Annotated in this window: 27 protein-coding genes; 12 read left to right on the top strand and 15 right to left on the bottom strand. The window is 37.2% G+C overall.

Annotation, left to right across the window (positions count from 1 at the left end; genetic code table 11):
• Positions 1-54 precede the first annotated feature (54 nt).
• From ACG916_RS05110 to ureE, 9 genes are all read right to left on the bottom strand, one after another.
• Positions 55-672 carry a lysozyme gene (locus tag ACG916_RS05110; protein WP_419327233.1) on the bottom strand — a complete coding sequence of 206 codons (618 nt, stop codon included), beginning with the start codon at positions 670-672 and terminating at the stop codon, positions 55-57.
• Between the two features lie 181 nt (positions 673-853).
• Positions 854-2,554, bottom strand: a complete 1,701-nt coding sequence (ureC, locus tag ACG916_RS05105) for an urease subunit alpha (RefSeq protein ID WP_419327234.1) — start codon at positions 2,552-2,554, stop codon at positions 854-856.
• Between the two features lie 13 nt (positions 2,555-2,567).
• Positions 2,568-2,876 (bottom strand): urease subunit beta, encoded by a 309-nt coding sequence (locus ACG916_RS05100; protein ID WP_336951050.1) that lies wholly within the window; start codon positions 2,874-2,876, stop codon positions 2,568-2,570.
• A 29-nt stretch (positions 2,877-2,905) separates the two neighbouring features.
• Complete coding sequence (gene ureA / locus ACG916_RS05095; protein ID WP_336951049.1) at positions 2,906-3,208, bottom strand: urease subunit gamma; 303 nt, start codon at positions 3,206-3,208, stop codon at positions 2,906-2,908.
• Between the two features lie 99 nt (positions 3,209-3,307).
• Entirely contained in the window at positions 3,308-4,177 is an 870-nt protein-coding gene (locus ACG916_RS05090; protein WP_419327235.1) for an urease accessory protein UreD, read from the bottom strand.
• Between the two features lie 43 nt (positions 4,178-4,220).
• Positions 4,221-4,787, bottom strand: coding sequence for a HupE/UreJ family protein (locus tag ACG916_RS05085; RefSeq protein WP_419327236.1), 567 nt, complete (start codon positions 4,785-4,787; stop codon positions 4,221-4,223).
• Between the two features lie 60 nt (positions 4,788-4,847).
• On the bottom strand, positions 4,848-5,462 hold the full coding sequence (gene ureG / locus ACG916_RS05080) for an urease accessory protein UreG (RefSeq protein WP_336951046.1): 615 nt from the start codon (positions 5,460-5,462) through the stop codon (positions 4,848-4,850).
• A gap of 57 nt (positions 5,463-5,519) precedes the next feature.
• Positions 5,520-6,185, bottom strand: coding sequence for an urease accessory protein UreF (locus ACG916_RS05075; protein ID WP_419327237.1), 666 nt, complete (start codon positions 6,183-6,185; stop codon positions 5,520-5,522).
• Entirely contained in the window at positions 6,172-6,654 is a 483-nt protein-coding gene (gene ureE, locus ACG916_RS05070; RefSeq protein ID WP_336951044.1) for an urease accessory protein UreE, read from the bottom strand. Before ureE ends, ACG916_RS05075 begins: the two co-directional genes overlap by 14 nt.
• 637 nt (positions 6,655-7,291) lie before the next feature.
• On the opposite strand from ureE, the gene ACG916_RS05065 reads away from it, so the two are divergent.
• Both ACG916_RS05065 and ACG916_RS05060 read left to right on the top strand, forming a co-directional pair.
• Positions 7,292-7,753, top strand: coding sequence for a universal stress protein (locus ACG916_RS05065; RefSeq protein WP_419327238.1), 462 nt, complete (start codon positions 7,292-7,294; stop codon positions 7,751-7,753).
• 35 nt (positions 7,754-7,788) lie between these two features.
• Positions 7,789-8,232, top strand: coding sequence for a universal stress protein (locus tag ACG916_RS05060; protein WP_336951042.1), 444 nt, complete (start codon positions 7,789-7,791; stop codon positions 8,230-8,232).
• 86 nt (positions 8,233-8,318) lie between these two features.
• Here ACG916_RS05060 and ACG916_RS05055 read toward each other — a convergent pair whose 3' ends face one another.
• The gene (locus tag ACG916_RS05055) at positions 8,319-8,549 is read right to left on the bottom strand and encodes a hypothetical protein (protein ID WP_419327239.1); all 231 of its coding nucleotides are present in this window, start codon (positions 8,547-8,549) and stop codon (positions 8,319-8,321) included.
• 454 nt (positions 8,550-9,003) lie between these two features.
• On the opposite strand from ACG916_RS05055, the gene ACG916_RS05050 reads away from it, so the two are divergent.
• Both ACG916_RS05050 and ACG916_RS05045 read left to right on the top strand, forming a co-directional pair.
• Positions 9,004-9,483: a CinA family protein gene (locus ACG916_RS05050; protein ID WP_419327240.1), complete on the top strand. Its 480-nt coding sequence runs from the start codon at positions 9,004-9,006 to the stop codon at positions 9,481-9,483.
• Between the two features lie 129 nt (positions 9,484-9,612).
• Positions 9,613-10,086, top strand: coding sequence for a hypothetical protein (locus ACG916_RS05045; RefSeq protein WP_004821699.1), 474 nt, complete (start codon positions 9,613-9,615; stop codon positions 10,084-10,086).
• Positions 10,087-10,278: 192 nt separating this feature from the next.
• On the opposite strand, the gene aroC is transcribed toward ACG916_RS05045, so the two are convergent.
• The 3 genes from aroC to ACG916_RS05030 all read right to left on the bottom strand — a co-directional run bounded on the left by aroC (position 10,279) and on the right by ACG916_RS05030 (position 12,894).
• Positions 10,279-11,373, bottom strand: coding sequence for a chorismate synthase (aroC, locus tag ACG916_RS05040; RefSeq protein ID WP_336951039.1), 1,095 nt, complete (start codon positions 11,371-11,373; stop codon positions 10,279-10,281).
• A gap of 12 nt (positions 11,374-11,385) precedes the next feature.
• Positions 11,386-12,396, bottom strand: coding sequence for a 50S ribosomal protein L3 N(5)-glutamine methyltransferase (prmB, locus tag ACG916_RS05035; RefSeq protein WP_336951038.1), 1,011 nt, complete (start codon positions 12,394-12,396; stop codon positions 11,386-11,388).
• A gap of 114 nt (positions 12,397-12,510) precedes the next feature.
• Positions 12,511-12,894: a lysozyme inhibitor LprI family protein gene (locus tag ACG916_RS05030; RefSeq protein WP_419327241.1), complete on the bottom strand. Its 384-nt coding sequence runs from the start codon at positions 12,892-12,894 to the stop codon at positions 12,511-12,513.
• Positions 12,895-13,259: 365 nt separating this feature from the next.
• On the opposite strand from ACG916_RS05030, the gene ACG916_RS05025 reads away from it, so the two are divergent.
• From ACG916_RS05025 to gcvH, 8 genes are all read left to right on the top strand, one after another.
• Positions 13,260-13,565, top strand: coding sequence for a hypothetical protein (locus ACG916_RS05025; protein ID WP_336951036.1), 306 nt, complete (start codon positions 13,260-13,262; stop codon positions 13,563-13,565).
• A gap of 151 nt (positions 13,566-13,716) precedes the next feature.
• Positions 13,717-15,090 carry an ABC1 kinase family protein gene (locus ACG916_RS05020; protein WP_419327242.1) on the top strand — a complete coding sequence of 458 codons (1,374 nt, stop codon included), beginning with the start codon at positions 13,717-13,719 and terminating at the stop codon, positions 15,088-15,090.
• A gap of 258 nt (positions 15,091-15,348) precedes the next feature.
• A complete protein-coding gene (locus ACG916_RS05015) occupies positions 15,349-16,635 on the top strand; it encodes an acyl-CoA dehydrogenase family protein (protein WP_419327360.1) in 1,287 nt (428 codons plus the stop codon).
• A 24-nt stretch (positions 16,636-16,659) separates the two neighbouring features.
• Positions 16,660-17,859: an acyl-CoA dehydrogenase family protein gene (locus ACG916_RS05010; RefSeq protein WP_419327243.1), complete on the top strand. Its 1,200-nt coding sequence runs from the start codon at positions 16,660-16,662 to the stop codon at positions 17,857-17,859.
• 180 nt (positions 17,860-18,039) lie between these two features.
• Positions 18,040-18,528 carry a GNAT family N-acetyltransferase gene (locus ACG916_RS05005; RefSeq protein ID WP_336951032.1) on the top strand — a complete coding sequence of 163 codons (489 nt, stop codon included), beginning with the start codon at positions 18,040-18,042 and terminating at the stop codon, positions 18,526-18,528.
• A 256-nt stretch (positions 18,529-18,784) separates the two neighbouring features.
• Positions 18,785-19,234, top strand: coding sequence for a MaoC family dehydratase (locus ACG916_RS05000; protein ID WP_419327244.1), 450 nt, complete (start codon positions 18,785-18,787; stop codon positions 19,232-19,234).
• Positions 19,235-19,327: 93 nt separating this feature from the next.
• The gene (locus ACG916_RS04995; protein WP_419330366.1) at positions 19,328-20,359 is read left to right on the top strand and encodes a helix-turn-helix transcriptional regulator; all 1,032 of its coding nucleotides are present in this window, start codon (positions 19,328-19,330) and stop codon (positions 20,357-20,359) included.
• 117 nt (positions 20,360-20,476) lie between these two features.
• Complete coding sequence (gcvH, locus tag ACG916_RS04990) at positions 20,477-20,851, top strand: glycine cleavage system protein GcvH (protein ID WP_419327245.1); 375 nt, start codon at positions 20,477-20,479, stop codon at positions 20,849-20,851.
• Between the two features lie 105 nt (positions 20,852-20,956).
• On the opposite strand, the gene ACG916_RS04985 is transcribed toward gcvH, so the two are convergent.
• Together ACG916_RS04985 and ACG916_RS04980 are read right to left on the bottom strand one after the other, a co-directional pair.
• Positions 20,957-22,012, bottom strand: coding sequence for a 3-deoxy-7-phosphoheptulonate synthase (locus ACG916_RS04985; RefSeq protein WP_419327246.1), 1,056 nt, complete (start codon positions 22,010-22,012; stop codon positions 20,957-20,959).
• Positions 22,013-22,506: 494 nt separating this feature from the next.
• Positions 22,507-24,615, bottom strand: a complete 2,109-nt coding sequence (locus ACG916_RS04980; protein WP_419330365.1) for a sensor domain-containing protein — start codon at positions 24,613-24,615, stop codon at positions 22,507-22,509.
• Positions 24,616-25,086: the final 471 nt, after the last annotated feature.

The raw sequence follows: 25,086 nt of genomic DNA, 5'->3' as shown, positions 1-25,086 counted from the left end.
ATCATCTGGAATTAACACACGTTTTCAGAACAACATTTGAAAAAGCAAGTCATATTAGTGCTCAAGAAACAAAGTTTTCTCTACTGCTCTTCGATTTACTAAACCTTGTACCGTTTTGCCACCTGCCTTGATCCAAACATCAAATTGATGACTGGCAGCGTGATAATCAGAGGTATTCAATAATTTTAATAAGGTTGAGTTTTTAAAAGCACCAATACCTATGTTATAGCTCAATGAAACCAACGCATCAAACTGATTTTGATTTAAAGGAACGTTTACAGCAGAACTTACTGCTTGTTCAAAACGCCTAAGATCATGTTGCATATAGTTTTTTGCTTGTTCAATGGTACAAGTATCCCCATACTGAACAGCTTTTCCATGCGGGTAAATCGTTGTTCCATAACCGATAGTACAAACCCCGACGCCATCATCATAGGCTTTGAGCTCTAATCCCTCAAAACCACAAATCAAATCTACACCTTGAGGGCTGACTTGAGTAATTTGATCTTGTGCAAAGCCAATCTCCGTAGCACCTGTATCCACGGCCACTGCAACGTCTGAACGAGAATAAGCTTGATGATGTTTATTCAAATCGCGCTGTTTTTCATTCAATAGTTTTGAAAACAAAGTAGAAAATGACTTGGAAAAAAATTTAGACCAAAATTGCGTCATCAATAAAACTCAAAAAAAGAAAAGGATTGTATCGCTGTACTTATACCAACCAATATTAAACATAGCTTTTTAAATTAATAAAGTTGTCTTTGGTTGCATTACGTAGAGACATATTGATTTCAAATAAAATAGTGCCTCTCTTATCATAAGAAAGGCATTTTTAAATTCGAATTATCTTGAATTAAAACAAGAAATAACGCTGTGCCATGGGTAATACTTCAGCAGCTTCACAAGTTAGATGTACACCATCGGCACGAACTTCATAGGTTTCAGGATGCACATCCATCACAGGACAATAGTTATTATGCTTCATGTCTTGTTTAGTGATGTTTCTGGTATTTTTACAAGGTGAAATTAACTTCCTTAATTGTAATTTTTCAGCAACACATAGTTCAATTGCGGCCTGTGACAAGAAAGTAATACAGGTATTGTGCACGCCTCTTGGATATGCCCCAAACATTGGACGGTAATGTACCGGCTGTGGTGTTGGAATTGAGGCATTAATATCTCCCATTGGTGCTGCCGCAATCATTCCACCTTTAATGATCATTGATGGCTTTACCCCAAAAAACTCGGGTTTCCACAACACCAAATCAGCAAGTTTCCCTTCTTCTATAGAACCAATTTCGTGGCTTAAACCATGAGTAATGGCAGGATTTATTGTATATTTTGCAATATAACGCTTCACCCGATTATTATCATGATACTGATTATCGCCTTCTAATGGTCCTCGTTGCACTTTCATTTTATGCGCCGTTTGCCAAGTACGTAAAATCACCTCACCCACACGCCCCATGGCTTGAGAGTCAGAAGACATCATTGAAATTGCGCCGAGATCTTGCAATATATCTTCTGCGGCAATCGTTTCACGACGAATACGGCTCTCAGCAAATGCGACATCTTCAGCTATCGCTGGATCTAAATGGTGGCAGACCATGAGCATGTCTAAGTGTTCATCAATGGTATTGATAGTATATGGGCGGGTTGGATTGGTTGAAGATGGCAAAACATTTGCCTGACCAATGGCTTTTAAAATATCAGGCGCATGACCGCCACCCGCGCCCTCAGTATGATAAGTGTGAATAGTACGATTTTTAAATGCCCCCAGTGTTTCTTCAAGAAAACCACTTTCATTTAAAGTATCGGTATGAATCGCAACTTGTACATCATATTCATCTGCCACAGTTAGACAATTATCAATTGCAGCAGGGGTAGAACCCCAGTCTTCATGCAATTTCAGCCCCACCACACCTGCTTTAATCTGCTCCGCAATCGGTTCAGGTTGACTTAAATTACCTTTACCCAATAAGCCAATATTCATAGGTAAATCATCAATGGCTTGCAGCATGGTTGAAATATGCCATGGCCCTGGTGTTACCGTTGTCGCCGATGTTCCTGCAGCGGGACCAGTACCACCACCAATCATGGTTGTTGTTCCTGACATTAACGCTGTTTCAACTTGTTGTGGGCAAATCCAGTGAATATGGGTATCTATTCCACCTGCTGTAAGTATTTGCCCTTCACCGGCAATCACCTCAGTGGCCGCACCTAATGGAATGGTAATATCGGGTTGAATATCCGGATTGCCAGCTTTACCTATTTTCCAAATTCGCCCATTTTTCAATCCTACATCGGCTTTAATAATTCCCCACCAATCGACAATCAATGCATTGGTAATCACCGTATCTGCAACATCTGCTGCAAGTAATTGAGATTGCCCCATCCCATCGCGAATAACTTTGCCGCCCCCAAATTTAACTTCTTCACCATAGGTGGTGAGATCTTGTTCAACTTCTATAAAAAGTTCGGTATCTGCTAAACGTACTCGATCCCCAACGGTAGGACCAAACATTTCAGCATAAGCTCGACGTGACATTTTCATTTTGATTATCCTTTTAGTCCAACTTACCCATCACACGCCCTGCGAAACCATAGACTTCACGTTTTCCGACCAGTGCAACGATTTCAACATCACGTCGCTGCCCCGGCTCAAACCGAACCGCTGTACCCGCTGCAATATTTAAACGAAAACCTTTGGCACGTTCACGATCAAATTGCAAAGCATCATTGGCTTCATAAAAATGAAAATGTGAACCCACCTGAATCGGTCGATCACCTAAATTTGACACTGAAATTTTCAGTACTTCACGACCGACATTCATTTCAATATCACAATCAGGTGTAATAATTTCACCAGGGATCATGTGCTTATCCTAATTTTTTAAAAAGTATTCTATATAATCGGTTGGTGGACTGTGACGAGCTTCGAGCCATCTGGAAAAGTAGCCTCTACCTGCACTTCGGCAATCATCTCAGGCACACCCTCCATCACATCATCACGACTGAGCAAGGTAGTGCCAAAATGCATCAACTCACTGACAGTCATTCCATCTCGCGCACCTTCAAGCAGTGCTGCGGAAATAAATGCAATAGATTCAGGATAATTGAGTTTTAGTCCACGTGCTTTACGACGTTCTGCAACCAAACCCGCTGTAAAAATCAGCAGTTTGTCTTTTTCAGTAGGATTGAGTTCCATATGTGTTTCCTAAAGTTCTTGCATTTTTTATGCAAAATATGTGCTCAGTTTTAAATTAAACACGCAGATTTTATTTCTAAAAGACGAACTTTAAATGAATCAAGTTCGCCAAATTCGTGGAAATGCTTCATCCATATCAAACCAATATCGCCTCAATCTGGCACGAATTGCTGCAAAAGCATCATGACAATGTCGAACATCATCACCTAAAAAACGTGCACTGATGACATCCCCCAATAAGGTTAACCTGACAGGCATATCCATTCGCATCATCAACTCACGAATTAAATCGATATGTGCCTCTAAATAAATGTTTGCTCGGAATTTTTCAGGAGGAACTGCCCATAAACTTCCCATAACGGCATGATTATTCATGCCTAGACAAGAACTTAGCCAACGATCATTGCCTTTAAAACTCAATGTGTCTGCCACCAGTAATTGCTGATTTCGCCATAATTTTAAATGACTGTGATAAGCACCAGATTGGAATTTTTCATTTCGAGCTTGTCGACCAATCACCAACATATCCCAACCGATAAAGCTTGCTGTCTGATCAAGCTGAATCAAGGTTTCTGAGTGAGCATTGGCACCATCAAATAACATGGTTTCTTGAGGAAGCCATTCAAACACAGCATTGTGTTTAACTGAGATATGGATATGTTGATAAGCTTGTTTGCCATTGGTTCGATACCATTTACCTGCACCAGGGGTCGTGACTAAGGCATGGGCAGCAGCATCAACATTAATCTCAAATGTTAAATGATCGCCACCTGCAATACCCGCAGGCGGATGGACAATAATCGCATGACAAATCCCAGTTTTTTCAGGCCAAAGCATCTTTTGCACACGTACAGGTCCAAAATGTCTACGATGGGCTAGTACTGTCCGCTCAGTTTGAGCCTGAAAACCCAATTCTAGTTTTGCATACCAAAGGCGCTGATCAGGAAGATGTTCCACTAAACTTATCATGGCCGCCTTTATAAATGGATATCAGCAATTAAGCGCTTAAACATTAAGCCAAACCAATAACTGCAACGACCGCAGCCAAAGTACCAATAATTTTCTTGCCATATGGAACGTACTTTTTAATAAAAGCACCAATGCCTAAACCACCCGCATAGATCAATGCCATTGCTGTCACCATGCCTAAAATCAGTAAGCTGGCATGACCGGATTGGCCTAGTTCAGTTCCATGCGCAACACCATGAAAACTTGCCAATAAAACTGCTGCAATAGGTAAAACTTGATTTGTTTTTGTCCAAAGCGCTACAGCCAGTAAAACCAATGAAGCAATGATGCCGTATTCAGCAATTGCTGCTGGAATAAATCCTTGGCTACCGATCATAAAACCAACCACCATCGCTGAAGCTAAGCCTATCAAGCCAAAAAGCTTCCAGCGTTGATTTGCTGTCCACATCAATACCCCAAATGCGATTGCCATCATCAAATGATCTAAACCTGTAAATGGATGAATAAAGCCCGCCCAAAACCCAGTATGGTGATCATGTCCAGGATGAGCCAAAGCCAATACAGGTAAATATGCAGCACATGCCATCAGAGTTTTTTTTAAAATACGCATTCAAATTCTCCTTTGATTATTTTTAAATTCAAATAGTTACAATTATTTTTAATATCGCGACTAAGCTTTAAATAAACCTTGTTTTTCAATAAACTCAATGATTTGGTTTAAACCAGCTTGAGTTTTCATATTTGAAAATAGAAAAGGTTTATCACCACGCATGCGTTTTGCATCTTGATCCATCACATCGAGATTTGCACCGACCATTGGGGCTAAATCTGTTTTGTTAATAATCAATAAATCCGACTTGGTAATTCCTGGACCACCTTTACGTGGGATCTTTTCACCACCTGCAACATCAATCACATAAAGGGTTAAATCAGATAATTCGGGACTAAACGTAGCGGCTAGATTATCTCCACCACTTTCGATAATAATCAGCTCTAAACCATTAAATTTTTCACAAAGATCATCAATTGCAGCCAAATTAATTGAAGCATCTTCACGAATTGCAGTATGAGGACAACCACCTGTCTCAACACCAACAATACGTTCTGGTGACATCGCTTCATGACGAGTTAAAAAATTAGAATCTTCTTTGGTATAGATATCGTTGGTCACAACCGCCATATTATATTTGTTGCGTAAAGCAAGGCATAAATTTAGGGTTAATGCTGTTTTACCTGAACCAACAGGACCACCTATTCCAACACGTAAAGGGCTACGTTCTGTCATCATTTTTTCCTTTTCTATACTTCATTCTCTATAAAAGTAGGGAATGAACCGTGTCATTTATGATCTAAATAATCGTGAATATAAAGTTTCATGCGACATACTTAACATCGCATAATTGGGCAAGGCACTACTTAGCGCATCATCTTCTAAGGCCAAGGCACGTACTACGGCTTGAGGAATTAGGCCATGTAAGTGCCACAAAATTCTTTGACCACTCATTTGCCCTAAAGGGACAGTTTTTACTGCACCTAGCACTTGATTTTCTAAAACAGTAAAGCTATATGCTGTTAGGACATCCACCAGATTAAGCTTCAACGTTCCGCATAAATGTGCGTAAACTGGTACAAAACCAAACTGCTTTTTAATCTCAGGTTGCTGTTTTAAAACATCACGAATCCAAGCATTCAAAGAAAATGCCAACTGCTGAGATTCAGCCCGTAATTCTTTTGATTCACGGCTTGCTTTATAAAAGTTAGCCCAATTTAAAAATTCTACCTCGTCTAAATAATGTTGCATTAAACGTTTTAAAATGGGTAGTTCAAACCTAACCAGCAACATTTCCAGTACTTCTTCAAAATAAGCGATACTGCTTGCTTCATCATGAATCAAACCCTGATCAATCGCACTTTCCACCCCTTGCGAATAGCAATATGCACCGATGGGTAAGGCTGTCGATGACAAGGTCAATAGACTTAGTAGTTGCGATGCGTTAGTGATGGACATGATGTAAAGCCTTAATTGGGCTTAAACGATGATCATGCTGATGTTGGGCATATGCCCCACTTTCAGGTTCAAATGGATGTTCTACTTCATCTACTGTCAACCCTAAACCTTGGATCATTTCTGCAAGGACATGATCAGGTTCAAAATAAAGTGCAGTTGGGGAAAGCATTAACGGAACATGGCGATTTCCCAGATGATATGCAGCTTTAAGTAAATCAAAACTATCCAGTGCAGAAACTCGCATTAATTTTTCAGCTTTGGCATCTACACGTAACACTTCACCTTGTTCAGTTGCAATATAAGAACCACTACGCAAAATGCCCGTACGCGGCAAATCCGCACCAATATCGTGCCCATTATTTAAAGTTGCACGAAAACGGCTCTTTTGGCGAGTATCAAAAGTCAATTCAATACTTTCAGCCTCAATGTTTGACTCTATATGGTCTAGACGTTGCGTATAAATTTTCATACTGATCCACTTTTCTATGGCACTTGATTTAAAATGTTCCAAATTGATGCCAAAATTTTATTCATAAATATTGGTTTGCATTAAATTAAAGCATTTATCATGCCAGTTTTTAGAATCTTAAGAATTCAAAATACATCTTATTTAGAACACCAACCTAAAACCTGAGATCAAATTTATATGAATAAAATTTCAATAAAAAATAAGGACAATTAAACGTTACAAAATAAAACCATAATAAAATTATGTGTATTTCACAAAAGATTGAAATAACACACTTTTGATCAACTAAAATTCTCATCGATAATTTGCGACTAACAGCCCAATGTGTTATCAATGAATAAATAATGATGGGGTCTGTTGACAATTCGTCTAGATTTGCGACTACGTGTGTTTTTTTGGTGATACTAGGCACGAAGTATGAAATTTAGTCATTCTAAATGAATATTTCGTAACGACGTAGCGGCAAAAAAACACGCTAGTCCCGAAGGGTTGTGGCTAAAATTATCTCAGTCTGCGTTATGAAACTCGAAAATAGTCTCGCTATTCTCTTCGTTTCCTGCCTTGTCTGCTCAATTTTAGCTTACAACGCAAACCCTTTATGAAATGTCAACAGCCCCCTTAAAAGGAGAAACTTATAATGGCTTATCAACATATCCTTCTTGCTGTAGATGACTCTCCTATTTCTTATGCTGCACTTGAACATGCAGAGAAACTTGCACTTGCTTTTAACTGTAAAATTACTGTGATGAGTGTAATCGCAGTTGATCCTTTTAAAGGCGTCGATTTTTATAAAATAGCGCCTGCTGTAACTCAATATTTATTTGAAGCTGAAAAAAATGCTTTAGCACGTTTAAAAGATATTCGAGAAACTTTAGTTCACCATGGTGTAACAACAGTAGATACCAAAGTGGTACGTGAAGTTCCTCCTGCTACTGGAATTTTAGATGTTGCAGATGAACTAAATGTGGACCTTATTGTAATGGGCTCCCATGGACGTACTGGTCTGAAAAAATTCTTCTTAGGGAGTGTTGCACAAGAAGTGTTGTCTATTTCTCCACTGCCTGTGTTGATTATTAAATCTCCCCAAGAAGAAGCTTAGTTTTTATTTGAAATCTTAATTAAAAAGGTGTGATTATGAGTTATCAAAATATTCTTGTCCCAGTTGACGGTTCTGACATTTCTTTTTCTGCATTAAAACATGCTGCTGCGATTGCAAAAGCCTTTGGAAGCAAAGTCACTGCGATCAGTGTCGTTGCCGAAGACCCTTTTGCAGCTGCTGATTTCTACTATTCGCCAGATATGTTAAAAGATTACATTGAAGAAGCAATTAAAAATGCGGAAGAAGGTTTGGGCAAAGCCAAACAATTGGCTGAACAGCAAGGTGTTCAGATTGATACACAAGTCGTGAGAGACTCGGTTGCAGCAGAAACCATCATTAAAACTGCTGAATCATTAAATACAGATTTAATTATCATGGGATCACATGGACGTAAAGGCTTCCAGAAATTTTTCTTGGGTAGCTTTGCACAAGATGTACTAGGTCAAACTAAACTCCCTGTATTGATTGTCAAACAGTGATTGATTAAATTATCAGATAAATAAAACCCAGTTTAGCTGGGTTTTATTTATGCAATGTCCATAGCAAAGACAACTTGGGAAAATTATTAAACCGCGATAACTTTGACTAAAATGGTTTGAGATTCTTCAAAATCATCAAAAATTTGCTTACGGCTAAGTTCTTTGGACTTTACTTTAAAATTATGATTTTGATAGTGAATGATATCGGGAATTTGATCAAAATAATTTCCTTCGGCTTCAATACTTTCTTCAAATAAAGCGGTGCCAAGCTGATATTCTCTACTTTTTAGGACAACATACTTAACTGTCGTTTTCATGATTCGTACTCCATTTTCATATGCACTTTATTTTTATTTATATCACCTTTTGGCAGGTTTGAAATATATAAATTCACCATATTGCACAGTAATTCTACGATTGGCCCAAAAAAGGAAAACCCACCTGTTGAAGAGTGGGTTGACTGCATATTTACAGACTTTACGCTGATTATTCTTTTAAACTTTTTTTGATTGTTATTTAATGCTTATTCTTGGTTTTTGTTGTTTGTGCAGACATTATGGCAAATAAATATGACAAACCTATTTCAACCACAATTTCTTTTTAGTTATTTTATTATTATTGATAAAAATCAATCTAACATATTAATTTTTATAATTAATTAAATAAATACACGATGAGTATGCCTACTTTCCACATAGTTTTCTTGCAAATTTTTTCAATTTACTTATAGTTAAATTATTGAATATCAATAATTATTTTAGAGTCATACTTATGCTTTTAAAACAATGTTGTGATCTGCTTGAAAGAAAGAATTTAACAATCGCATTTATTGAAAGTGCAAGTTCTGGTTATTTATCCAGCCAATTTTCGATCTATAAAAACAGTGGTGCAGATATTTTATTAGGCGGTTTAGTCAGTTACGCCCCCTCTATTAAAATTTCAATTTTACAAGTTGATCCATCCCTCATCGAAAAATATAGTGCTGAATCAGTTGAAGTTACTCAAGCAATGGCAATTCAAGGAAAAAAGCTCTTTACAGCTGCAGATATCATTGTTAGTTGTACGGGCTTACTTAAACCAGGTGGTAGTGCGAGTCTTGAAAAACCAGAAGGTACTTTCTTTATCTCAATCTATTATCAAAACAGGTTATCAAATTTTAAATATTTTATTGAAGGTGAGCCGTTGACTCGACTAAATCAATTGACTGAGAATATTGCAAAGGAAATATTAAAAATCTTAAATATTGTTTAAGATTTATGCTATGCCTTAACTAAAATACAAATTACTGAAATATTTAATTCACTTTTTAACTAAAAAGCGTTAAATTTTACCTAGATTATCAACATATCAATAACACAAATGAACTTATTAGGAAGCGGTATGAAACTTCAATTTGCAGTAATTTCTTCTTTAGCATGTTTAACTTTGGCGGGTTGTGCTGGCTCTTATCCAGAAAGAGTTGTTACAAAAGGCCCTTTAATCTGTGAAGCAAATGAAGTTTGCCCTGAACTATCTATGCGTTGGAAAGATGAAGTCCGTGATGGCTTTAAAATCACAGCAGAAATTAACAACCCAACAAAATATGATATTACCCAATTTGTTTTCTTAGTGGATGGCCAACCATATACATATTCAACCATTAACACGACCCAATATGCGGGTACAGTTTCATCAAACTCGATTAATGTTCCAGTCAGTTTTCTTAACTCATTCCGTAATGGTAAAGAAATTTCACTTAAATTGGTCACCAATCAGGGCGATGTTGAACGTTCAATCTTAAAGGCAGATGGTCAACAATCTTCTGCGTACCTAACGTTCTTAAAGGGTTATACAGGTCAAATTGTTACTCAATAAGACTGAGCAGAATAGATATAAAAAAACCAGACAAAATGTCTGGTTTTTTTAACTGAAAATCTTTAACTTAAAATAATGAATCCATTCGCATTGACCTAAATTTGTTAAGTAAAGACAAATCATTTGAAATTTACTCTCATAATTAAAGATATTTCAAAACTAAAATACCCTCTCTTATCTCAAATATATTTGCTATTTAGGTTCAATTGGGGCAAATGGTGCAACCACATCCGCATTTTGTGCACGGTGACGCATAAAATGATCCATCAATACAATGGCAAGCATGGCTTCAGCAATAGGTGTCGCACGCACGCCCACACAAGGATCATGCCGACCTTTGGTGAGGACATCTGTATCTTCACGATCTAGATTGATGGTTTTTCCTGGTGTGGTAATACTTGCGGTTGGTTTTAACGCAATCGCTACACGAATGGTTTGACCTGAAGAAATACCCCCGAGAATACCACCAGCATGATTGGCTAAAAACCCATCGGTGCTAAGTTCATCACGTGTTTGATGACCAAATTGTTCTGCAACTGCAAAACCATCACCAATTTCAACACCTTTCACCGCATTGATTGACATCATGGCATGGGCAATATCAGCATCTAAACGATCAAATACGGGTTCACCCCAACCTACAGGTACTTTTTCTGCAAGGATTTCAAGCTTTGCACCACAACTGGTACCCTGTTCACGCAATGATGTCACCAGCGCTTCAAAACGTTGAACTGCATTGACATCACCACAGAAGAATGGATTATTGGGAACTTCATTCCAATCTAAAGCTTGTGCTTTTTCTGTACCAATTTGCGTCACATGCCCACGAATCACAATCGCAAATTTCTCAAAAAGAAATTTCTTTGCAATCGCACCCGCTGCCACACGCATCGCCGTTTCACGTGCACTTGAACGACCACCACCACGATAATCACGGAAACCATACTTTTGCGTATAGGTGTAATCTGCATGGCCTGGACGGAAAGTTTGCGCAATATTGCCATAATCTTTAGATTTTTGATCTGTATTACGGATCAATAAACCAATCGAAGTTCCTGTCGTTTTACCTTCAAAAACTCCAGAAATGATTTCAACCTCATCTGGCTCTTTACGCTGAGTAGCAAACTTAGACGTTCCCGGTTTACGACGATCTAAATCAATTTGTAAATCTTCAGCAGATAATTCAAGACCCGGTGGCACACCATCAACAATTGCCATCAAGCCTACGCCGTGAGATTCACCACAAGTCGTTACACGGAAGAGTTGTCCAATACTGTTACCTGCCATGCTTACGACTCCTTAAGCTTGAATAGATTGAATAAATAAATCACGGAATGTACGACATTGTTCAGCAGTCAAAGCAAAAATACCTGTACCGCCTTTTTGGAACTGTAACCAGTAAAAATCAATCGTATTAAAATTCTGTTTCATTGCCCATTCTGAGTTACCTACTTCAATCACGATTAAACCGTCTTCAGTTAAATAATCAGCAGCTTGAGCCAACATTTTTCGAACTAAATCCAAACCATCTTGACCAGCAGCTAAAGCAAGTTCAGGTTCATGATGGAATTCATCCGGGAGATCTGCCATATCTTCGGCATCCACATACGGTGGATTTGAAACGATCAAATCATATTGATTTTCAGCTGGAATTTTGGCAAACAAATCTGACTCAAGCAAAGCCACCTGATATTGCTTATTGTGGTGCTCCGCATTAATAGAAGCCACTTCTAATGCTTCTTTAGAAATATCAGTTGCATCTACTTCTGAATCAGGGAATGCATATGCCAGCGCGATCGCAATACAACCTGAACCCGTACACATATCTAAGATACGCTGTGGTGTTTTTGGATTTGGGTTTTCAGGTAAATTATTCACGCCTGCACGTGTTTGTCCATTTTCATCTAAACAATAAGGTGCAAAACGGTTTTCGATCAATTCAGCAATCGGTGAACGAGGAATTAACACACGCTCATCAACATAGAATGGCTTACCAAAGAAATAAGCGAGGTTAAGTAAATAAGAGGTTGGAATTCTTTCATTTACACGACGTTCGAGTAAATTTAAAAACTCAGCTTTTTCACTTGGCAATAATTTTGAATCTAAAATTTCAGCATCCGCCTTCCATTCTAAAGAAAGCGTCTGTAACACCAAGGCAGAACTTTCTGCAAAATAATCTTCTGTACCTTGACCCAAATGTGCATCGTATTGACGTAAAGCTGTAACCCCAAAACGAATAAAATCACGAATTGTTGATAGGTTTTCAGCAGCTTCCTGTAAATGTTCAGGGCTAATAGTCGGTCGATCCACTTAAGGTTTCTCCAAGGTCATATTTTTAAACGCCTTATGATACCTTGTTTTGCATGACATTTATAATGCTTTACGACAATTTACTTAGCAATTATTTTATAGCGCAATAAAGCACTATAAACGATAGCTTTGTTTCTCTAAGATATTGGCTCTATTGACTGTTTGTTTAAGCGCACAATTGTAATACTTCATTTTATAATCATCTGAAACTGATTTATTCGACTCATCACACTGCTGTTCTCGAAGTTTAAGCCATTGTTTCTGATATTTCTTTTGAACTTTCTGTTGCTTATCTGTATACAGGTCCAGTGTCTGTTTAAATAATGATTTCAAACGATCATCTTGTTTACTCAACTCTGTTTTCATACAACTGGCAAGTGTTGCTGAGCTCGAACCTGCCGAATTCATACAGTTTAAATACTCTGAACTATAGCCGATCGCCTGTATTTGCATCGGCAATAATACAACTAAACTGATACCCCAATATTTTAAATACATCCAATTCCCTATCCCAAAATCATTATTTTAATTCAAAAACTCTTAATCCAAAGAACTAAGGCGCTAATTTTAAATAATCAGCTATGTAGAAGAGTGTAAAAGATTTGAAACTAAATACAATCATTGTAGATAAATTGTGGTTAAAAATTGATTTAAAGCAATCAACTTTGTTACACCATATCACTAATTTTTCAGATTTATTTTCAAGCTATTATTATATGTTTTAAAAAAATCGATCTTCATGGTTATAAAATATCAACTTATTTGTGGCTAAATTGCTGAGATTGAGCACTTAACTTGAAATTAGGTCATTTCACCTTTATATATACAATAAGTTTTTAAATATTTATGAATTTAGTTAATTTATGAGCTACAAACATAATAACCTCATGGCAATGCGTCAGTCATGGTGGGATGATGAATCCACTCCAAATGTCAAAATTGAAAAGCAATTTTTTCAACAAACCCTTACAGAACAAGGTGTTTATGAACCGGCTTCTCTAGATGATGTAAAATATTTTTTCTTTAGCTTGCCAAGCATAATCATTGTTAAAGGTTATGCACTGGGTTTTACCAATCAAAGTGTTAAGGATCTGATCATTAATTACATTGCTTCTAATAAGCAAGGTTTAATACTTCGGAAAGAGCTCAAAATCCAATTTAGAATGTAAATTTTAATATTGCTTAGGCTATTTTGATGAAATTAATTTAATTCCCCCATTCAGCGAATTGAACTGTTTAAATACAGTCATTCCATGTAATATTCCTTACAATTAGTCATCTTTTTATCTTTTCGAATCTCTTTTAAAGGATTTTATCTTCATGTCAGATCAGAACGAAAAGCTCAAACAGTTAAAAACCTCATCAATGGATCGTCGCTTATCAATCGCAAAAGCATCATTATTGGCAGGTACACGCTGGGCAGCTTCAAGTGCGAGTTCAATCTTTTCAAGTGAAGAAGAAAAAGAAAAAAAACGTAAACAAGCGATGAAGGAACAAGCCAATTACCTTGTTCAAGAAATTGGTAAGCTAAAAGGCTCAATTGTTAAAATCGGTCAAATGATGGCGCTTTATGGCGAGCATTTTTTACCTGAAGAAATTACTCAAGCATTAAACACCCTCAATAATCAAACAGTTGCCCTTGCATGGCCTGCGATTAAAGAGCAATTGGTCAGTCAATTGGGTTCAAAACTCAACGATCTCACCATTGATCATGAGCCGATTGGTACAGCTTCTCTGGCTCAGGTTCACCGCGCAACACGTAAGTCAGATGGATTAGAGTTGGTTCTTAAAATCCAATATCCAGGTGTAGCTGACGCCATAGACTCAGATATGAGCCTATTTCGAAATATGCTTAAATTGACACGTATGGTGCCACAAACCCGTGAGTTCGATCAGTGGTTTGATGAAGTTCGTGAAATGATGCATCGTGAAGTTGATTATAAAGTTGAAGCGGCAGCAACCCGTCGTTTTGGCCAGCGACTTAAAGAAGATCCACGTTATGGCGTGCCACAAATTATTGATGACTATTGTACCAATCAAGTCCTGTGCATGACCTTTGAACGTGGTGTCCCCATCAACAGCCCTGTCATGTTATCTTTACCGCAAGAGCGCCGAAATCTTTTAGGTGAAGCATCACTTGAAATCGCAGTCCGTGAATTGTTTGAGTGGGGCGAAATGCAAACCGATCCTAACTTTGGTAATTACCTTGTTCGCTTGGGTAATGGTGAAGATATAAAAGACAAAATTATTTTATTAGATTTTGGTGCAATACGTCAGTTTGATGATCAACTCCTTGGTGTTGCCTGTAATTTAATTAAAGCCGGTTATAACCACGACGCTGAAGCTATGGTTAAGGCAATGTCAGGCTATGAGTTCTTTGATGCCATGCCCCTAAGCATTAAACCCGATATGGCAAAAGTATTTTTATTGGCAACAGAAGCCTTTAGTACACCTTTAAATAATCCAGATTTACCCGCTGGCGTGATGGATCAACATAATCGTTATGACTGGAAAAAAAGCCAGTTGCATAGCCGTGTGATGCAACGTGCTTCAAAATCAATGGCTTCACGTTACTTCAGTATTCCACCAAAAGAATTTATGTTTATCAGTCGTAAATTTATTGGTGCTTATACATTTATGACGGTGATTGAAGCAAAGACTAATGTTCGTAAAATGATTGTACCTTTTGTTTAATCTTTTTAGTTTTCATACAAGTTAAAAGAGATTTTAAAAGTTTTTAAAATGTCACTTTTACCAATACCCAACAAATGTTGGGTATTTTTATTTTAAAATAATTTATAAAAATCAAAATATTAAAAACTTATAAACCCTTAACTCTACCATTCATCTATGGTCAATCAGTTTGTCAGCTTTGACATGGTTTTTTATATTTATGCATGTCAGGATTGATGTATACCGACACTAAAATACAGGGACTTCGGCATGACCAATATGGTAAATAAAGCTCAAGGTTTGGGTTTAAATCTAATTACAAAAATTGCAGGTAGTGATTTACTTGATCAGTTTAAATTGCGCAAATTTATTGAAAGATCTCTTTATCAAGGGTCTAAAGCAGGTTTTAAAACCTTAAGTGCTACACAAAAAGCCTTTAAATCAGATTCAAATGTAACCAAACAACGTTTACCCAACCAACAAAAGTCCCTATTTGATCTGAGCTTGACTGAAGAACAGCAAATGACTGTGGATGCCATGGATCAATTTGCTTCCGAAGTACTTTATCAATTGGCTCATCAAGCGGATCACGACGAAAAGTTTCCAGCTGAGCTTTGGCAACACAGTACCGATTTAGGTCTAAATTACTATGCACTGCCTGAAGCTTTAGGTGGTGTCGCATCTGAAAAAAATATTGTGAGTAATATTTTAATTGCTGAACGCTTAGCTAAAGGTGATTTTTCACTTGCTGCAGGTCTGCTCTCTACTTTTAGTGTCATCAATGCAATTACGCAATGGGGTTCTGAACAAGTTCAATCTGTTTATTTGCCAAATTTTGCCAATGATACCGATATTCAAGCCACTTTTGCAGTACAAGAAGCAACCCCTGCGTTTAATCCCTTACGCTTAAAAACTAAAGCAACTGCCAACAATGGACAATTCAGCATTACTGGAGAAAAAACTTTAGTGCTGTTGGGTGCAACAGCAGATTTATTCCTTGTTAGTGCAGACTTTAAGGGTCAAGCGGACGTTTTCGTTGTAAAGCGAGATCCAAGTATTACAGTGAAAAAATCACCGGCAATGGGTTTAAAAGCAACGGAAACGGTAAGCTTGAAATTTGACAATACCCCAGCCCAACGTTTGGGTGATGACGATTTTAATTACGCTGCATTTTTAGATTTAGGTAATTTAATGTGGTGTGCAATGGCTGTTGGTACTTGTGAAGCGGTTAAAGATTACAGCATCAAATATGCCAATGAACGTATTGCATTTGGTGAACCCATTTCACACCGTCAAAGTGTAGCATTTATGATCGCAGATATGGCGATTGAAATTGATGCAATGCGTATGCTGATTTTAAATGCTGCCAGTCTTGCAGAAGCAGGACAACCCTTCCATAGAGAAGCGTATTTAGCCCGTCTACTTTGTGCAGAAAAATCCATGAAAATTGGTACAGATGGTGTGCAAATTTTAGGTGGACATGGTTTTACTAAGGAACATCCAGCTGAGCGTTGGTACCGTGACTTACGTGCAACTGCCGTTCTACATTCTGGCTTACACGCTTAACTTAGAAGATAAAGGATAAAAATCATGAATTTACAAAATCCAAAAAAATTCCAAATGCTTTTAGATCAAGCACACGAAACTGCATTAAATGTTTTACGCCCAATTTCTCGTAAATACGACAAAGCGGAACATGCCTATCCAAAAGAACTCGATATGCTCGCATCGTTACTAGATGGCATGAACGATGGTGGCGATGGACTCAACGCTGGTGCTGCGATTAATAAACGTGGCGATACAGACAGTAATAATAAAAATGGCACAAATATGTCTACCGCATTGGGTGTGATTGAAATGTGTTATGGCGATACAGGCCTATTGCTGACCATGCCACGTCAAGGACTGGGAAATTCAGCCATTGCTGCCGTCGCCAATGATGAACAGCTTGAGCGTTTTAAAGGAACATGGGCTGCGATGGCCATCACTGAACCTGGTTGTGGTTCTGACTCTGCTGCGATTCGTACAACCGCAACCAAAGATGGTGATGATTACATTCTGAACGGTGAAAAAATATTTGTCACCTCTGGGGAACGTGCTGACTCAGTCGTGGTTTGGGCAACTTTGGATAAGAAATTGGGGCGTGCTGCGATTAAATCTTTTGTAGTACCAAAAGGCACACCTGGTATGAAGGTAGAACGTCTTGAACATAAACTAGGTATTAAAGCATCCGATACAGCAGCAATTAGTTTTATTGACTGTCGTGTACCTGGAGTCAACTTACTCGGTAATGCAGAAATTGATGTAGCCAAAGGTTTTGCGGGTGTGATGGAAACTTTTGATAATACCCGCCCACTAGTTGCAGCTATGGCAGTAGGCTGTGCCAAAGCTTCTCTAGAGCGCATCAAAGAAATCTTTAAAGATGAGCTAGATCCCGACTATGCAACCCCATATTTGCAAACCTCAAATTTGGCTGCGCAAATCTATCGGATGGAGGCAGAATGGGAAGCTGCACGTTTACTCACCATAAAAGCCACATGGATGGCGGATAATAAAAAACCCAACTCTCGTGAAGCTTCTATCGCCAAAGCAAAAGCTGGGCGTATTTGCAATGAAATCACTTTAAAATGTGTAGAGCTGGCTGCTAGTATGGGTTATAACGAAGATGAATTATTAGAAAAATGGGCGCGTGATTCAAAAATTCTAGATATTTTTGAGGGAACGCAACAGATTCAACAGCTGATTATTGCCCGTCGAGAATTGGGTAAATCTTCAAGTGAATTAAAATAGCCTAGTAGCAAAACTTGTAAATTTACTTAGGGTTTGTTGGCATTTCATAACTAGACAAATTGTCAACAGACCCTATACAACTATTCAAGTGGTAAAGTTTTGATCAGTTGAATTTTTAACTGATCACAAAAGGTAGAATTTTTGTTATAAAAATTCTACCTTTTTTATTTTCATTTACTTATGTACCAAATTAGAACGATACAAATACAAGACAATCCATCGATCGCACAAGTCATTCGTGAAGTATCTAAAGAATTTGGCTTAGCCCCTGAATCAGGCTTCGCAGTGGCCGATCCGATTTTAGATGATTTATATCAGGTATACGCTCAACCTAATGCTCAATACTGGGTCATTGAGGATATAAATGGTCGAGTTGTTGGCGGTGGAGGACTTTCACCATTACAAGGAGATGCAAGCATATTAGAGATTCAAAAGATGTATTTTTTGCCTGAACTTCGTGGTTTAGGCTTTGCCAAACTAATTCTTGAAAAGTGTTTCGAATTTGCACAACAACAAGGCTTTCAATCCTGTTATTTAGAAACTACACAAGATTTATGGCAAGCCATTAAACTCTATGAAAAGTTAGGCTTTAAGCATTTATCGGAACCTAAAGGTAATACTGGTCATAGCCATGTTTGTGAAGTTTGGATGCTTAAAACATTGCTTTAACGCGTCTTGAGCTTGCTCAATTCACTTTGGTCGTATTTTCATTACTTTCAGGACATTAGACAATGTTATTATGATCTGAATCATTCTATATTTTGATTGATATTTCAATACGACTTAAAAAAATGATGACTGGCAAAAACAGTCATTGAAATTGCTTAATGGTGACTTACAATGAAAGAGTTTAGATAATTTAATTTTTATGCGTAGAACATCATTATTTATGAGTATTGTGTGAAATTAAGGGAATGTATAAACAATGTTGTACTTGGAAGATTTAAATATAGGCGATCGTTTTAAAAGTCGTGAGTACGAAATGACTTTGGATGAGGTTTTAGAGTTTGCGCATAAGTATGATCCGCAAATTTTCCATACTGATGCTGAAAAAGCCAAAGATCACCCGATTTTTAAAGGACTTGCTGCAAGTGGATGGCATACGTCTGCAGTCACCATGCGTCTTTGGACAGAATGCTTCCCTGTTGCTTATGGCTTAATTGGTTCAGAATCAAGTTTAAGATGGCCAAAACCCACACGTGTGGGCGATAAAATACATGTTGATGTCGAAGTTGTGGCTATCCTGCCGTCTAAAACCAAAAATGATCGCGCAATTGTGACCTATGTAACACAAGCAAAAAATCAAGATGATGATGTATTGTTGATTTCAACCACTAAAATTGTGGTCTTTAAACGCAATTTTGATGCACATTAATCCTAAATTTGTCTTACAATATTTAAGGGTTTTTCCATATCATGACAATATGATTAAACAAGTAAAAACAATGTTCAGAGCAATGGAAAGCACATGAAAACAGTCTCAGCTCGCCAAGATCAGGGAATTCCTGGTGTTTATGGACTATTATTATTAGATATTGTTTCTCGTTGGGGATATAGCGCAGAAACACTTTTCGCACCCTTTAATTTTACCAGTGAACAGTTAGCAGATCCTGAGTGTCGGATTCCAACACCGCTTGCCAATGAATTGATTAAACACGCATTAAAACTTACCGGTGAAAGTACCTTAGGCTTTCATCTCGGTACACAAATGCGTATTTCCATTCACGGCTTTATTGGTTATGCGATCATGACAGCACACGATATTACCGATGCGCTTGTTTTAGCCAACCGTTTTATCCAGTTGCGTATGCCTTTTCTACAATTGTATTTCTCGACTTTTGGTGAAAAAGCCACACTTCAATTGCAATGTGATATCGAAATCGAACCTTTGCGCACAGAAATTGTGATGGGGCTAACCTTTGGTATCATGACCATGGCAAAAGCCTTAACCGGCATTGATTATTTGCATGGCGATATCGATTTTGATTTTCCCAAACCTGATGGTTTTGACAAATACATCGAGAAACTGGCAAAGCAATACAATATGCGTTTTGAACAGCCACATCTCATTGCAAGTTTTGACAAATCCTACTTGGGCTTAAAAATGGTCAATGCTGACCCGATTGCCAGTCAAATTGCGATTAATCAATGTGAAGCAGAACTTTCAGCTTTGGGTGAAAGACGTCGTTTGGCGATGCGTGTACGTGATATCTTGACCCATTCGGAACAGCATTATTTAAGTATTGAAAATGTCGCAGATCGTCTGCATATGTCAGACCGTACATTAAAGCGTCAGTTGGCTGCCGAAGGTACTTCTTTCTCTACACTGGTAGATGAAGTACGTTATCGCCATGCCACATCGTTACTTTCCCGTACTGACTATACACTGGAACAAATTGCAGATGAACTCGGTTATAGTGATGTTGCAAACTTTAGTCGTGCATTTAAACGCTGGAGTGGTCGTAGCCCAAGTAGTTGGTGCAAAGACCCATACTTATAATGTGATTTATCACGATTATTTGTTTCGATGAATAAGTTTATCAGTATCTCTGCTTTCTGTTTTGATTAAAAAACCTGTATAACTCGTGCCAAAAATAAATTGATTAATGGAGTCATTATGAATCATCCTTCAAATTTGAAATATGCAGCTACACATGAATGGGTAAAAATTGAAGGTGATCTTGTGATTACTGGTATTTCTGACCATGCTCAAGATGCTTTAGGCGACTTAGTCTACGTTGAAGCGCCTGAAGTGGGTAGCCATGTGGTTGCTGGTGCTCAAGCTGGTGTAGTTGAATCCGTTAAAACAGCATCTGATATTCATGCGCCTGTTTCTGGTGAAGTTGTAGAAGTGAATACTGCCCTCGAAGATGATCCTGATTTTGTAAATGACGACCCGTATGGCAAGGGTTGGATTTATAAAATTAAACCAGACAATATTGCAGATGTTGAAAAGTTACTCAGCAATAGCGAATATGAAGCTGGTCTTTAATTTTTAAAATACTAATGCTTAAAAATAATGTTTAAACACAAAAAGATCAGATGAGTCTGATCTTTTTTGTTTTTGTCGTTAAATAAAGTATATAAAGGCATTTAATTAAGCCATCAGCAACAACTCCTGTTTCGAAAGCTGCTCTGCAACATCCAACAGCAATTGCTCCGTCTTATTCCACCCCAAACAACCGTCTGTAATAGATTGACCATAAGTCATATCACAAGAGATTTTTTGATTACCATCTACCAAATGACTTTCTAACATTACACCACGTACCTTGGTCACATGTCTTTCTTCAATGATTTGCTGTAAAACCAACGGTTGCTTTAAAGGATCTTTACTGCTGTTACCATGACTACAATCAATCACCAATGCTGGTAATTTCCCTTGATGCTGCTGGCGGATCTGTTGGATCGATTCTGCATCATAGTTTGTGCCTTTATTTGAACCACGTAAAATGATGTGTGCTAAAGGATTACCATGACTATGTACAAGACAAGGCAATCCCTTTTGGCCCATGGCTAGAAACTGATGAGGATGACTTGCAGATTGGATTGCATCTAAAGCAATTTGAATCGAGCCATCTGTCCCATTTTTAAAGCCAATACTAAAAGGCATATGACTTGAAATTTCACGATGAATTTGTGATTCGCTGGTACGTGCACCAATAGCCCCCCAAGCCAATAAATCATCAAAATATGCAGTTGCCATAGGGCTTAGAATTTCACTGGCGATCGGCAAACCTTTTTCAATAATTTGTAAATACAATTGGCGTGATTTTTCTAAACCCAATTGCATATCAGCAGATCCATCTAAATTTGGATCGTATAAAAACCCTTTCCAACCCACTGTTGTACGTGGCTTTTCAATATATGCACGCATCACTAGAAAGATTTGATCTGACACTTTTTCTTGTAATTGTATTAAGCGATCTGCGTATTCCAATGCGGATTTTTCATCATGAATAGAACATGGGCCTGTAATCACCAATAAACGGTCATCTGTACCATCGAGAATATTTTCAATTGTTTGGCGTTGCTCAGTGATTTGTAAAGCGAGCTTATGTTTTAATGCAAATTTTTCTTTTAACTCATAAGGTAAACTGAGTTGAGTTTCTATGGTTTGATTTTGTTGTAAAGCAATATTTAGTGCATTCATGATGTATTCCTTTGGACTCTATAAAGTCCGAACTTTTATTTGAGCGTATGGGATCTATTCAAATGGGCGATCAGGTTTTTCACTTGACCAAAGTAAGTCCAATAAAAGTTGCTAAAGTATACGTAGTTAAATTTCATCATGACATTCTCCAAAATCTTTACACTTAATTGATTCAAAATATTTTTAACATTCAGATATAAAAAAACCTGATCGGTGTTGCCGATCAGGTATTAACTTTGATGGGCAACCAATTCATTGCCCGAACGACTTCAGGCAATTATCTAAAGAATTGCCAGAAATAATAAGAAGTAGCGATTACAGGTTGCTTTTTCATCTTTATGTCGTTCATAAAAATCTATATTGAATTTACAATACCTGTAGTCTGTAGACTTTTCAAGCCCTTTTTTAAAGTTTTTCTATATTTTATGTATGGAATACAAATGATTGAGTTAAGACACAATTTAACCTAATCATTGGTGATAATCCAAAGCCCATCACTTCAACATTTCTTGTACTTGTTTAGCACAAATCGCTTGGCTAAATAAGAAACCTTGGCCAAATTTACAGCCCATGGCTCTTAAATTTTCAAGCTGCTGAATTGTTTCAATCCCTTCTGCAATAATATCTAAAGAAAGGATTGGACCTAATTTTGCAATACCTTCCACAATTGCTTTAATCGACTTTTCTTCATGCATACGACTCACAAAATTATAGTCAATTTTTAAACTATCTACAGGGTAATCTCGGATATGTGTCATCGATGAATGCCCTGTTCCAAAATCATCTAAGGCAATTCGAACGCCTTCTTGTTTAAGTTTTTTCAACGCTCTGATGACATATTCATAGCCACGGTCTGCCAAAACATGTTCAGTAATTTCAATTTCAACAAGATGGTGTGGAATTGCATACTGGGTTAAGCGCTTCAATAAAATCTCGGCATAATTATCCCGCATAAACTCTACAGGCGAAGCATTGATTGAAACAGGCAACACTTTAAAGCCTTGTTTGATCCAATGGGAAATATCTGTAAATATTTTATCATGCATTGTTTCACTGATTTTGGTTGCTAATTCAAAATCATTAAATGCTTCAGCAACTGTCGCTGGTAAATAAACATTTCCCTTTGGATCGCGCCATCTCAATAGTGCTTCGAAACCAATAATTGAGCAATCATCAAGTTTCACTTTAGGTTGATAAAATGGTTCAACTTGATTATTACGGATAATTTGACGTGCTGTGATTAATTGTTTCGCCTTGCCTTGAGCAATTTCAAACATGTCTACACCAAACATACGAATACCACCACGACCTTGTTCTTTAAGATCATTTAAAGCAGCATCTGCACATTTCAATAAACCTGAACCATCTTTGGCATACTGCGGAAAAATTGAACCGCCAATACTCATTCCGCCATTGAGCAATTTACCACTATAAGTAATAGGTGCGTCCAATTGTTTCAATAATTTTTGGGAAACAGCCTCAATCTGCTCATGACTTTCCACATGGTCAATCACTACTGCAAATTCATCACCATCTAGTCTTGAGATATATGCATTGTCATCTAAACAATGTGCGAGACGCTTCGACAAGACTTTAAGTAAATGATCACCAGCAGAATGCCCTAAAGTATCGTTGATATACTTAAAATGGTCTAAATCAATTAGTAATAATCCAATTTTACTTCGATTCTCTCGGGCTTTAGTAATAGAGGATTTTAACTTTCTTTTAAATGCACGACGATTCATCAGACTCGTCATTTCATCAAATTCACAAATAACTCTTAATTTTTCTTCAGCAATACGTTGTTTCGTTATATCCCGTGAAACACATAAAATGCTAGTAGTTTGACCATTTTCATTGATAACAGGGGTTAAAATATTGTCCCAATACATGGTTAAGTTGCCGAACACACTTTTACCAGCAAATCTAGAATTCTTGCCTTTTACAGCTTCTTTAATGGCTTTTTTGCCTTGTTCACGCACTTCGGGTGGTAATAGTGCAAGCCATTCCATACCAAAATTTTTTACTTTTTCTTGCCCTAGTAAGGCAATACAACCAGATTTATTCATCTGTGAAACATAACCATCTGGTGTGATAATTTTAATACAGTCGACACTTACATCAAGCATATCGGTATTGGCTTTTAATGACTCATTGGTTTCACGTAATAGCATTACACGATCATGAATATTGGTACAGGTTATAGTCCAATCAAAAAATTGTTGTTTATAAACTGTACTTTGTGCAATCAACGAAAACCATTGATATTCGCCATTCACATGGCGGATACGGCATTCTTTTTCAAAACGTTGTCCAGTTTTTTGCGCTGATATCCAAATATTGTAGATATGCTCTGCATCATCTGGATGTAAGCATTTAATCCAATCTGAATCACAAATATGATGAGTATCTACACCAATAAATTCTTTTAATGGTGTATTACAATATCCAATCCCTAACTTTGTCACCCAGATAAGGTGGGGTATCAAATCCAAAGCTTTTTTGACTTCATTCAAAATTTGCGCAGATCGAGGACTTATAGACTTTGGAAACGAATCCACCTGATTCAAACTCGAATGCAAAGGTAAATAAATGCCTGCCATAAATTAATCCTATCTATCAACGCAAAATTAAGATAAACCATCGTTCAAACTTATATGTATTTAAAATAACCACAGATTCATATATCACTTAAGCGTCGAGTCATTATTTTTTTCAAATAGTCATGTGACACAAATCACACTTTAAGTAATAAGTTTAAATTGTATACAATAAAGCTTATAAAATCTATTCTTTTAAGTTTTTAAGTATGTTTCAAATTTATGACAAATCCTTATTTATTTAAATTATCCTTAAATATCAAATTGATAAATAAATTTTATCTTTTGTAATAACAGTAATCCCGCTCTCTCTTTTGATTTTTCTAGAGAAACTTAATTCCATCATTGAGTTCTGCCCTTATTCCTAATAATCTTAACAATATGCATAATCAAATCAATCATTGCGCAATTTTCAAGCATATTAAAGAAGATTATTTTAAAAAATTAAATAAACAATCATGATTATTAAATCTA

Origin of the sequence: Acinetobacter legionensis (genome assembly GCF_048552295.1) — a bacterium.
Taxonomy (GTDB): domain Bacteria; phylum Pseudomonadota; class Gammaproteobacteria; order Pseudomonadales; family Moraxellaceae; genus Acinetobacter.
This window is presented reverse-complemented; position numbering and strand designations above follow the sequence as displayed.